Origin of the sequence: Streptomyces africanus (assembly GCF_002150735.1) — a bacterium.
Classification (GTDB): domain Bacteria; phylum Actinomycetota; class Actinomycetes; order Streptomycetales; family Streptomycetaceae; genus Streptomyces; species Streptomyces africanus.
On record NZ_MUKA01000001.1, the window covers coordinates 14846 to 26860 of the forward strand.

Genomic DNA, 12015 nt, shown 5'->3' on the forward strand with positions numbered 1-12015 from the left:
CGGCCAGCTGTCCGTATAGCCAATCTGGTCCATGCTATGTGTGAGGTGGCAGTTCAATGTCTGATCGTGTTGCCGTGGTCGGGATGTCGATTCGCGCGGCCAAGGTGCAGAGCGCGGCGGACTTTTGGCGTCTCATGATCAGAGGGCGTTCCGGACGGCGTGAAATCGACTCCACGGAATTGAAGCGGCGACGGGTTCCGAGTCGCACATATAAAGATCCAGCATATGTGCCTGTCACATATTCCATGGAAGATTCCCTCGGGTTCGATCCTCAAGCATTCGGATTCGGTCGATCTGAGGCAGAGCTGACCGACCCACAGCATCGCGCAGTGTTGGAAGCCTGTTACCGGGCAGTGGAAAGCTCAGGATGTTTCATCGGTTCACTGCCTGATCGCGTCGGGGTATTCCTTGGATCGCGTAAGAGTGGCTACGGTACACAGATCGAATACCTCTCAGCCGCAGCCGGCAGAAAGGTGGATCTCGCCGGGCTTGCCATAGGGACCGATCCCGACTACCTGTCCAGCAGAATTTCCTATACCTACGGTCTTGCCGGTCCATCGATGACTGTCCTGACCGCCTGTTCGTCCTCGAGCGTGGCAGTGCATCTTGCCTGCCAGGCAATCCTTGCAGGCGAGTGCGATTCGGCGCTGGCGGGCGGTGTCGCTTTGGACGTAACGGACGCGGGCTATACGTTCACCGCAGGCGGAATCTACTCGCCACGAGGTCGGTGCGAGCCATACATGGCCTCAGCCGACGGTACCGTGGAGGGCAATGGCGTCGCTGTCCTCTTCCTGCGACGGTTGGATGTGGCGTTGGCCGCAGGCAACCCGATCCTTGGCGTCATCGCCGGTACCGCGGTGAACAATGATGGCCGAGAGCGTGCAGGCTTTACGGCGCCAGGGGTTGCCGGCCAGTCCGAATTGATCGAAGAGGCCCTCGACGTCGCTGAGTTGAGGGCCTCCAGTATCGGTCTGCTCGAGGGGCACGGTGCGGGCACGAGCATCGGGGACGCACTGGAGATCGATGCCGCGATTCAGGCCTTTCGATCCACTGGAGCCAGTGCCGACGAGTGTCGGCTCCACTCCGTCAAGGCGAACATCGGGAATCTGACCGCGGCGGCTGGTGCAGCAAGCATCATCGGCTGTCTACTGGCCCTACAGCATGGACAGATTCCTCCCAACGCTCCCCTGGTGGAAGGAGCCCCGCCAACCGATCTGGGAGGCACACCGTTCAAGCTGGCAGATACGCCGATTGCCTGGCAGCGTTCGGACCAGGGCCGGTATGCAGCGGTCAGTTCGTTCGGGTTGGGCGGAACAAATGCGCATGTCATCATCGGCGATGCCGAGCGGGAATTGCGGCTTGCCTCTCGCAAGGGGCGGTACTGGCAACTGCTTCCGCTGTCCGCGGACGACCCGGAACGCCTTTCCGGAACCGTCGATGCTGTGCGTGTGGCAGTGGACGGAATCTCGGCCGAGGCTCGTCAGGACATCGGCCATACGCTGCGCACCGGTCGCCCGGAGCTCACCACACGCGCAGCTGCGCTGATCCCGGTCGACGCCGGGGCGGCCGGCGGGAAGTGGCCGGCGCCAGAGCAGTTCCATACGGTTCCCGAAGTGCCGCCGACACTCGTCTTCGTGCTCCCCGGCGAAGCGGTCAGAGCGCCGGACGTGGCGCTCGCTCTCTACCGGGCAGAGCCGGCTTTCCGGTCGACCGTGGACGACGGCCTCGAAATCATGAAGCAGGTGCTGGCTCCTGAGATGTTCGCGGCTGTGCGGGATGCGTTCCTGCACGGTAGGGATCCGGTCGCAACGAATGCGCTTCAGCCGGTGCTGCACCTGCTCGGCCTCGGACAGCACGCATTCCTCAGCGACCTGGAAGTCAGGCCGGACTTGCTCATGGGGCACGGCGTCGGCGAGCTAACCGCCGCTCAGCTGAGCGGTGTCCTGTCGTTCGAGGACGCAGCGCGGGCGGTGTGCTGGCGCAGCCAGGCCATGGCAGACCCGTCGGAACACGCCGAAGTCGTTGTCCGCTTCACCCGTCGGATGCGCGACGTACGGCTGAACTCTCCTACTACGCCGACACTTTCATGCGTTTCGGGGACATGGCTGACCAGCGAGGAGGCGTGTGATCCTGGGTATTGGGGAGCGCAACTGGGTGAGCATGGCCCTTTCGACGAGGTCCTGCGCTCTGTGGTGTCCGAGCACCCCGCGGCCGTGTACCTGCAGCTGAACAGCGGGACGAATCTGCTTCAGGCCGCTCAGCGTTGGGGAGTGCCTGAAGATGCTGCCGTGGCCCTGGCATCCGATGGAGAAGCCTCAGACAGCTGGTGCTCGCTGCTCCAGGCTGTCGGAACTCTCTGGGAACAGGGTGTCCGGATCAACTGGCAGGCCTATGCCGAGCGCGATCACGCACTCCGGGTCGACATGGCGCCACGGACCTTCGGGCGGATCCCGTACCTGCACCCTTCACTGCTGGAGCATTGCCCCGGGATCGACCCGGCGGAACTTTCGGGAAAGCGGGTCAGCTGATGACGTTCCAGGTAAGTGCAAACCCGGCCTCTCTGTCGCAGCAGCGGATTTGGTTTACTGAACAGTTGCTGCCCGGGACCTCCAGGAACAACCTGTGTGTGCAGTTCGTCGTACACGGCAAGCTGGATGTTCCGACTCTCGAGCGCGCGGTCAACGACGTTATCGAACGGCATGAGGTCCTGAGAACCAGATTCGGGATCATGGGTGATGCCCTCGTCCAGGATGTGCTGGACGAGGCCCGAGTTACTGTGCAAAAGCTTGACGCAGCCGATGAAGAATCTGTCTTCGCCAGAGCAGCGGAACTTGCCCGAGAGCCATTCGATCTGAGCGACGCGCCTTTGGTGCGTGCAGGCCTGGTGCAGGGCAGCAGTGGCACCAGAATTCTGGTGTTCGCGCTTCACCACGCGGTGGCTGACGTCCGGTCTCTGGACATCTTTCTGCGTGAGGTCATGGAGCTTTACCGAAAGGACAGGGCAGACGGCGTCCCGGACCTGCTTGATCTGCCGCCGACCCGCTTCGTCGACTTCGCGACATGGCAGCGTGAGTGGGTGAATACGCCGCAGGCCAGCGAACGACGGGCAGCACAGATACGCGAGCTTTCGGGATTCCCTGCTGTGGTCGACCTTCCGGTCGACCGCCCTCGGCCAGCCGTGCAGACGTTTGCAGTGGCGTCTTCGCACTTTCGTACCTCATCATCTCTGACACGCAAGCTCGAGAAGGTGACGCGAGAGCACGGAGCAACCCTCCAGACGATGGTTCTGGCTTCGTTCTCGGCAGTTCTGAGTCTCTGGTCGAGGCAGTCACGGCTACTGGTGGCGACCCCGGTAGCCAACCGCTCGGTTGAAAACGAACGGCTGGTCGGCCCCTTCGAGAACACCCTCGTGATCCCGACTGATATGGCTGGAGACCCATCTTTCGCCGCGTACCTCGAGCGCGTACGTGACGTGCACCGGAGAGCTGCGTCAGAGAACGTCCCATTCGAGGATATTGTCGACGGTATTGCGCCCGAGCGCAGCCTGTCTTATAACCCGCTGGTGCAGGTGATGGCGGCATTCGAAGAAGCCTCCGTGCTTCATACGGAACTTCCCGAGGCCGAATTGGAACTGATCGACAATCAGACGGGAACCTCACAGTTCGACCTGGTACTCAAAGTCACCCCGCTCGGCGGCGGCCTGGACTGCCGGCTTCAGTATTCGACCGATCTCTTCGACCAGGACACAGCGGAGCGGTTCATCAGGCATCTGCGGCGGCTGTGGGAGGTTGTCGCCGCCAGACCAGATGCCAGTGTCGGGAGTATCGACCTGGCGGACCTGGAGGAGCGGGCGGTGCTCTCCACACTGGGCACAGGCCCCACGCGCCCGGTCGATCCCCGCGCGCTCCCTGTCAGGCTGTCCGAGACAGCGCGCAGTCGACCAGACGCCGTTGCGGTGAAGGCATCCGACGGCAACTACACATACGCGCAGCTCATCGAGCGAGCAGAGACGATCGGTGCGGCACTGACGGCCCGTGGGCTGCGGCCGGGCGATCTGGTCGGCGTAGCTCTTCCGCGCGGCCGCGACCTGCCGGCAGGTCTGCTCGGCGTCTGGGCTGCAGGAGGATCCTACGTACCACTTGACCCTGCGTACCCCAGAGCCCGGCTGGAGCACATGACGCAGGACGCAGGCATCAAGGTCCTGCTGAGCACTTGCGACCTCGCGGACCGCATCCCTGTGCCCACAGATACTGAAGTGCTGGTGTTGGACGAACCTGCTTTCCCGCTCCCAGCCGGGAAGTCGACCCCCGTGACATGCGGCGACCACGTGGCCTACGTGATTTACACTTCCGGCTCGACCGGCCGCCCCAAGGGCGTGATGGTCAACCATAAAAGCCTCGGGAACCTTCTGGACGACTTCATGTCCGAGTCCGGGTTCGGTACGCGCGACCGGATGCTTGCACTGACATCCTTGTCCTTCGACATCGCAGGGCTGGAACTCTGGCTCCCGCTGCTGGCCGGAGGAACACTGGTGATCGGGCCGCCAGGTGTCGGCGGCGACCCGGAGCGGCTGCACAAACTTCTCTCCGACGAGAAAGTCACGGTGGTGCAGGCCACTCCGGCGACCTGGAAGCTCTACGCCTCGTCCCACCGCGTCGCGCCGCCTGCGCTACGGCAGATATGGAGTGGCGGCGAGCACTTGCCGCACTCGCTCGCCCGGGCGCTGACCGCGATGGGGCCCGAAGTGCACAACCTTTATGGACCGACGGAGACCACCATATGGTCGACGCGGGCAGTGCTGCGCCGGCTCGACAGCGTTACCGGAATCGGGCGGCCCATTTCCAATACTCGCCTGTTCGTCGTCAATGCCGACGGCCTGCAGGTCCCCATGGGGATACCTGGAGAGTTGTGCATCGGCGGTGCGGGGCTGGCGCTGGGCTACCTCGGCCGCCCCGATCTGACCGCACAGCGGTTTGTCGATATCGAAGGGCTGCCCGTCTACCGCACCGGAGACCTCGTCAGGTGGCGTTCCGACGGGAATCTCGAGTATCTCGGGCGTCTCGACGACCAGGTGAAGATCCGTGGGCACCGAGTGGAACCCGGGGAAGTCGATGCCGTGGCCCGAGCCTGCCCTGACGTCCGGGACGCCAGCACGCTGGCCGTGACGACCTCCGCAGGAGAGGAGCAGTTGGTCACCTTCGTGACGCCGGGGAAGGGCGCGGATCAAGCCGATAACACCACAGAGGACTGGCGCGCCATCTGGGAGAACGCCTATGCCGAAGGCGAACCTGCCGAAGAAGATGACTTCAATCTGAAGGGCTGGCAGAGCAGCTATTCCAAACAGCCACTGCCAGAGGCGGAGATGCGGGACTGGGTGACGCAGACCGTTGACAGAATCGCTGGAACGGGCGCTCGCACCTTCGCGGAGATCGGCTGCGGCACCGGATTGCTGCTGCTGCGCTTGGCTCCTGCGGCCGACCGCTATCTGGGTATCGACTTCTCCGCAGAAGCCATTGGTCATGTGAAGAGTGCGGTCGCCCGGCGAGGGCTCAGCGGCCGGGTGCGGCTGGCCACGGCAGCTGCGCTGGAGATCGGGGACGTCGCCGACGGAGAACTCTTCGATTGCGTAGTGATCAACTCCGTTGCCCAGTATTTTCCTGGCCGGGACTATCTCACGGAAGTGTTGACCGAAGCGAGCAAAATCATTGTTCCTGGCGGACATATTTACGTCGGCGACCTGCGGAGCCTGAAACTCGCAGAGGCGTTCCATATTAGTGTGCTGGAAATGGATGACCGGCTAGGAGCCGAGGAATTGCGCATCCTCGCTGCACGGCACGCACTGGAGGACGATGAGCTCCTCATCGACCCCGGGTACTTCGCAGAGCTTCAAGACGCGCTTCCTGCGGTGACCGGGATTCAGGTATCGCTCAAGGCCCCCGGATACGACAACGAGATGACGCGCTTCCGCTACGACGTCCTGCTGAAGATCGGTGGGGAGGTACCGGATCGGCCGCAGCCCTGTGAGTACCTCGACTGGGAGGTCTCCGACCTTGAGGGCCTGGACGGACTGCTCGGCGCGTCGAGTTCCGCCGCGGTCGTCGTCGACGGCATTCCGAATGCCCGCGTCGCACGCTTCGCCCAGCTCGCGTCGGGTGATGAGATGCCCCACTTCACGTGCTTGCCGGAGGAACTTGACGAAGTGGCGGCTCGGCATGGCTGGGACACTCGGCATGCCTGGTCCTCTCGCCTCCCGCAGCAAGGACGCATTCGAACGACCTTCACTCACCGGAGCCGGTGGAGCGGACACTTCATTCACGAGCGGCCGACGATCGACGGGCCGACGAACAACGACCCTGGGCAGGGAGCTCGGCTGCAGGTGCTGAAACACAGTGCGCGAGCCTTCCTGCGGCAGAGTCTGCCCGAATACATGGTGCCGAACCGGGTACTGACCTTGCCGGCATTTCCTCTGACCCCGAACGGGAAGACCGACCGGAATGCCTTGAAGGCCATCGCTCGACAGCAGGTTTCCAGTACGGATCACGTCCTTCCAAGTGGACCTGTTCAAAATCTTCTGCACGAGATCTGGTGCGAAGTACTGAACGTCTCTCGAGTCAGCGCTACGGAGAATATCTTCGACGTCGGCACCACATCCCTGCTTGTGGTGCGGATACGCCAGGAACTACGTGATCGGCATGGCATCGATATCCCACTGACTTCCTTCTTCACCTATCCGACGATCTCGTCACTCGCTCAGACTCTCGACCCGGAAATGGAACGTCACTACTCCGACGGTCGGCCTGCAAGCCCTCGTGCGCAAAATGCCACAGCTGCGCGGCGTCGGCAGCGCCGTCGGCAGTGAGCTTCTTCAGCGGTGGGGTCTTCTCGGTGAGGGTGGGTTCCTGCGGGGGCCTGCGTTGGCGGCCGGCTGCCCGGTTCGGTGACCATCTGCAGGTTCGCCCGGTGCCGGCGGTGCTTGGCCGAGTAGTCGGCCGGTGCGTCGCCGACCCGGTCGTACTCGGCGAGTGTGCAGTCCAGCAGGACGGAGGCCGCCTCGGCCTTGCGCAGGATCTTCAGCAGACCCGGTGCGCGTTCGACGGGCTGGTGGATGACCGCGCTGGTGTAGGCGTGGGCGGTGGACTCGCTGATCCCGAAGCCGGCAGAGATCTTCGCATGGGGCAGGTCGAGTGCGGCAGGACGGATGACCAACGAGGCCCCCGAGTGGCGTGGTTGAGGAGAGCGGAAGATTCCAGATGAGAGAGCGGTACACCGCATCTCATCCCGCCTGCCCCACCCCGCACGATCAGCCGGAGGCTGCCCGAGTCGCACGAACGGACGACAGCATCACGGACATCAACTCCCCTGCCGTCGTCCAAGCGCTCGTTCTCCTGCCGTAGTTGAAGCGCTTCGACACTGATCGAGAGTTGAGGCTCGTATCGTTCAACTTGCCTGGAGATACTGGGTGGTTCAGCCTGCAATGTCCCCTTGACAAGCCTGAACCTCGGTGTGAATCTTGCTCCGATTCAGTATTCAAGCGCTTCCGGGCCAAGGGGAACCGAGGCGGTTGGAGGGCTGGTGGTCGACGGCTCGCGGCGGCCTGCTCGGTGGCGCCCAGGAGTTCGAGTGGCGGAAGGTGCGGGGCGCCTGCCTGTACACGCGAGGTCGAACGCCCTGGTCTGGATGACACCCGAAGGTCGGACGATGTACGGAGAGAGCCCAGGGGGTAACAATGCGTAAAACCGCCAGCTTGGTAGGCCAGACCCCGCGACATATGGCAGCAGGAGCCGCGCGGCCGACGCGAGGTTCAGGTGTTCAGCTGCACAAAGCTGGCTTGCTGTTCACGGCCAAGCAGAGCTTCCGTACCTGGGAAGAGCTCGGTACCGAACTGTTCTCTTTTGCCGACTCCTCCACCTGGTGGATCGCCGATTGGCTGGTTTATGGAGAGTCCGTGTTCCATGACCGCTACGAGGAAGCCATCAAGCGAACGTCGCTCAGTTACCAGACTCTGCGCAACTACAGCTGGGTTGCGCGCGCCTTTCCGTTGTCCCGCAGGCGTCAAGGTCTGAGCTTCAGCCACCACCTCGAAGTTGTGGCACTGGAGGAACCGGAGCAGGACTACTGGCTGCGGAAGGCGCAAGAACTGGGCTGGAGCAGGAACAAGCTGCGTCGGGAAATTCGCAGCAGTCTGCTCATGCGGCAGAGCGAGCTGACGCAGTCGGGCGCCGGGTGCAACGAGGAGTCAAGTGGCACCGCCCGCACAGCAGCCGGGTCCACGTCGACGTTGCTCCTGCCCGACGCCACCTCCACGGCCGAAGCCCGCTCGCTGATACTTCAGTTCTCAGCCGATGAACTGGCAGGGATGGGGAGGGCCGCCAGGAGGGACAGTGAGTCGGTCGAGGCCTGGGTGGCGAAGATCGTACGGCGCGCCATCGACTGTTCAAATGAGCCAAGAACGCAGAGCTGAGACTTCCTTCGAGGCGTGCAGGCCCTGACTTGAGGGAAAGGATCTCCCTCCCGGCGCCCGGGAACGGCACGCTCTTCAGCCTCGGCCGGCTGCTTGCCGATCATCACGCCGGGTGAGACCTGGGCCCACGTCGTGTGAGGAGTACGGGCGGTCGGCGGCGGTACGGTCGATCGGAGGTTGAAAGACCTCACTGCAGACTGTGGCTACGCTGCCGTTCGCCCTGTGCAAGCTCGTTATCCGGTCCGAGCCGCATGAGCGGGTTCAAGATGCGGAGCCAGATCCAGCTGTATGCGCGCCACCGGCGTGGACCGCGAAAAGGCGCGCATCGAAATAGTCGTCATCTGGTGATTGCACCACGGGGCCGAAGGGCACCCACGGCGCTCGCCCTTCGACGACGGGAACGAGAGCCCGCCCCACCAGGCAGATGACGGCCGCTCGCGGGACGCGCGCAAGGGAGCGCTCGATATTTTCCAGCACCTGTTCTGCCACAGTCGAACTGAAGGGCTCATAGAAGTAGAACACTCCCGCATCGTCTGGGATTTCAAATTCTTCGGCACTCTGGTGGCATATGTCGATATCGTTGCACCTCTTTGAAGTGGAGTCATATTGCATCACATTTTGTGCGGCGATATTGCAGAGATGCCCGGAAAGCTCGACCCCGATGATTTTCTTGAATGGGAATTCAGAAGCCACGAGAAGCGCACGGCCCTTACCGGAGCCGAAATCGATGAACGTCACCTCCTCGTAGTTGACGGGAACCTGTGATATCACCGTCCTTAGGGTTCCAGTAGGCGATGGGGAGTATCGATAGTTGTTAAGCAGGTCGAAATTGTCGGCCTCGCCGGCGTCCCAGCTTTCGAAGGGAGTACTTGTTTCGACTCCGAAAGAAGTGTCGAAGCTGTCGATCTGGTCGATCTCTGCGACCTTGGCGTCGAATGCTTCCTGGACTTCCAGGTAATCGAGGAAGTTCTGCCGTTTATCCTTGTCAGTCACTGCACTCTCCTGGAAATTTCTAGGAATTCCATCTGAGGCCAATGGAATGTTTTTTATTGCGTACCAGGCCTGACGAGTCACCGTCCGGGTAAGTCTTATTGTTTCGCGGCGGATCGGGCGAAGCAAGCCATCGGGCTATTGATTGCGTGGTTGTGCAGGCGTTTGCATTGCTCGTGGCAGATCCGGTCAGCCCGTTCCGGCCGATGGCAAGAACACGCTTCATCGCTTGTCTCGCCGGCGGGACAAGCTCGGCGTGCCGCTCCATGCGTGCTGGCGTCAAGTAGCCTCCGCAGCCAGTTCGCGCTTAGATATGTCCGATCTGCTGGAGAGATTTCATGCCTAGAACACGGCGTGCCGATCTTTTGCAGACGAGTCCTGAATTCCAACCTCGTCGAGCTCGGCGCAGTCCCGCTGGAAGCAAAAACATGACAATGGGGGAGGCGCGATGGATTGGCTGTTGTCGCAACTGCAGGGTCGATCTGGCGCTGAGGCCATGGTCGGGCACGGCGGTAGGGTCACGTACGCCGAACTCGCGGAGCGGACCACCGGCTGGCTGGCGGAGCTGACCCGGCTCGGAGTAGCGGCAGGCGAGAGTGTGGCAGTCGTCGGGAACGCCTCACCGAACATGGTCGCGCTCTTCGTGGCACTCGCCGTCCGAGGCGCTGTCGTGGTTCCCCTCGCCCCCGCCGATCCGCCGAGGGAGCAGCGGGAGCGCCGGATCGCGGCTGCGCATGCGACCCGTGTCGTCGAGTTCAGCGGTCCGGATGAGTGGACTGTTCGGACCGTAGTGGCACCGGACGCGCCAACGCCACGCCTTCTGGCCGAGCTCGCCAGAAGCGGAGAGGCTGGGCTGCTGCTGTTCTCCTCAGGCTCGACGGGCGAGAGCAAGGCTGTCCTGCTCTCGCTTCCGCGGCTGCTCGACGGCTTCCGTGCATCGTCGCGCCCTCGGCGAACGCTGCAGTTCATGGCGCTCGACCACATCGGTGGAGTCAATACGTTGTTCCGCTCGCTCGTCGCTGGCGGCACGGTGGTCACCGAGCCGCAACGCACGCCTCAGCATGCGTGTGAGGCCATTCACCGTCATGGCGTCCAGGTTCTACCGACCACGCCGACCTTCCTCAACATGTTGCTGCTTTCCGGCGCTTATCGGAATTACGACCTGTCCTCGCTCGAGCTGATCACCTACGGCACGGAGCCCATGCGCGAGATCACCCTCGCGCACGCGGCCAGAGTGTTCCCTCATGTGAGGTTCAAGCAGACCTACGGTCTTACCGAGACCGGCATCCTGCCCACGCGGTCGATCTCGTCGAACTCGTTGCAGATGGACGTCGGGGGGCGGGGATTCCGGACGAAGGTGCGTGACGGGGTGCTCTGGATCAACTCACCGAGCGCCATGCTCGGGTACCTCAACGCGCCCAGTCCGTTCGACGAGGAAGGGTGGCTCAACACCGGAGACGCGGTCGAAGTGGCCGAGGACGGGACTCTCCGCGTACTCGGGCGGCTGTCGACGCTGATCAATGTAGGTGGAGAGAAGGTGTCTCCGGCCGAGGTCGAGAATGTGCTGCTCCGGGCCGGCAATGTCTCCGACGTCATCGTGACCGGACGGTCGAACGCCGTCACCGGGCAGATCGTCACGGCCACAGTCGAGCTGGTCGAGCCGGAGGAGAAGAGGGCGCTGAACCGTCGGCTGCGCCAGTTCTGTACCGAACACCTACCGCCCCACAAGGTTCCGGCCGTCATCACCGTCTCGGACACTTCGTTGCATGGCGAGCGATTCAAGCGCATGGGGGGTGCCGTATGAACCGCACCATGGATCAGCGACCGGTGGCGGTCATCAGCGGAGGCAGCCGAGGTCTGGGACTGGGCCTGGTGAATGACTTCCTGGAGCGCGGTTACCGAGTGGAGACCTTCAGCCGGACCGAGTCCGCCGAGCTCACCGCGCTTCGCGAATCGACCGCTTCAGACGCGCTGTTCTGGTCCTCGGTCGACGGAACGAACGCCGAGGCGGTCGAAGAGTTCGTCCGTGCAGCCGTGCGTCGCCACCGGCGCATCGACGTGCTGGTGAACAACGCGGCGATCGGGCTCGAGGGCCTGCTGACCCTGACCGCCCCGACGGCCATCGACACGGCACTGCAGACCAACGTGACACTGCCGGTTCTGCTCACTCGGGCCTGCCTCAAGCCCATGCTTGCCCGCCGGACCGGCGTGGTGATCAATCTGTCCTCCATCAACGCGGTGCGCGGACAGACCGGCGTCGCCGTGTACGGAGCGGCGAAAGCGGCACTCGACGGGCTTACTCGAGGTCTTGCCCGTGAGGTCGGCCCTGCCGGGGTCCGGGTGATCAGTGTCGCCCCCGGATATTTCGACAGCGAGATGACTGCGGGCATCAGCCAGGCCCAACGCCGCCGCATCGTGCGCCGGACGCCGTTGGGCCGACTCGGGTCGGTAGAGGACGTGCTCGGCGTCATCAGGTTTCTCACCTCGCCCGGGGCGAGTTTCATCACCGGCCAGACCATCACCGTCGACGGTGGTTACACCTGCTGAACCCCTGCTATGGGGGC

Annotated in this window: 6 protein-coding genes; 5 read left to right on the plus strand and 1 reads right to left on the minus strand. The window is 63.2% G+C overall.

Features of this window, described 5'->3' with window-relative positions; translation table 11 throughout:
* Positions 1-56 precede the first annotated feature (56 nt).
* From CCL05_RS00080 to CCL05_RS00095, 3 genes are all read left to right on the plus strand, one after another.
* Positions 57-2528, plus strand: coding sequence for a beta-ketoacyl synthase N-terminal-like domain-containing protein (locus tag CCL05_RS00080; RefSeq protein ID WP_086558379.1), 2472 nt, complete (start codon positions 57-59; stop codon positions 2526-2528).
* A complete protein-coding gene (locus CCL05_RS00085) occupies positions 2528-6859 on the plus strand; it encodes a non-ribosomal peptide synthetase (RefSeq protein ID WP_086558380.1) in 4332 nt (1443 codons plus the stop codon). Before CCL05_RS00080 ends, CCL05_RS00085 begins: the two co-directional genes overlap by 1 nt.
* A gap of 969 nt (positions 6860-7828) precedes the next feature.
* The gene (locus tag CCL05_RS00095) at positions 7829-8461 is read left to right on the plus strand and encodes an LmbU family transcriptional regulator (RefSeq protein WP_279629916.1); all 633 of its coding nucleotides are present in this window, start codon (positions 7829-7831) and stop codon (positions 8459-8461) included.
* Between the two features lie 261 nt (positions 8462-8722).
* Here CCL05_RS00095 and CCL05_RS00100 read toward each other — a convergent pair whose 3' ends face one another.
* A complete protein-coding gene (locus tag CCL05_RS00100; RefSeq protein ID WP_086558381.1) occupies positions 8723-9454 on the minus strand; it encodes a class I SAM-dependent methyltransferase in 732 nt (243 codons plus the stop codon).
* 445 nt (positions 9455-9899) lie between these two features.
* Between CCL05_RS00100 and CCL05_RS00105 the strand changes: the two genes are divergently transcribed.
* Both CCL05_RS00105 and CCL05_RS00110 read left to right on the plus strand, forming a co-directional pair.
* Complete coding sequence (locus tag CCL05_RS00105) at positions 9900-11255, plus strand: class I adenylate-forming enzyme family protein (RefSeq protein ID WP_086558382.1); 1356 nt, start codon at positions 9900-9902, stop codon at positions 11253-11255.
* Positions 11252-11998, plus strand: coding sequence for an SDR family NAD(P)-dependent oxidoreductase (locus tag CCL05_RS00110; protein WP_208641283.1), 747 nt, complete (start codon positions 11252-11254; stop codon positions 11996-11998). Before CCL05_RS00105 ends, CCL05_RS00110 begins: the two co-directional genes overlap by 4 nt.
* The last annotated feature ends 17 nt before the right edge of the window (positions 11999-12015 follow it).

Coding starts and splice junctions, on each gene's coding strand:
- CCL05_RS00080 (WP_086558379.1), top strand. CDS start 57: ATGTCTGATCGTGTTGCCGTGGTCGGGATGTCGATTCGCGCGGCCAAG.
- CCL05_RS00085 (WP_086558380.1), top strand. CDS start 2,528: ATGACGTTCCAGGTAAGTGCAAACCCGGCCTCTCTGTCGCAGCAGCGG.
- CCL05_RS00105 (WP_086558382.1), top strand. CDS start 9,900: ATGGATTGGCTGTTGTCGCAACTGCAGGGTCGATCTGGCGCTGAGGCC.
- CCL05_RS00110 (WP_208641283.1), top strand. CDS start 11,252: ATGAACCGCACCATGGATCAGCGACCGGTGGCGGTCATCAGCGGAGGC.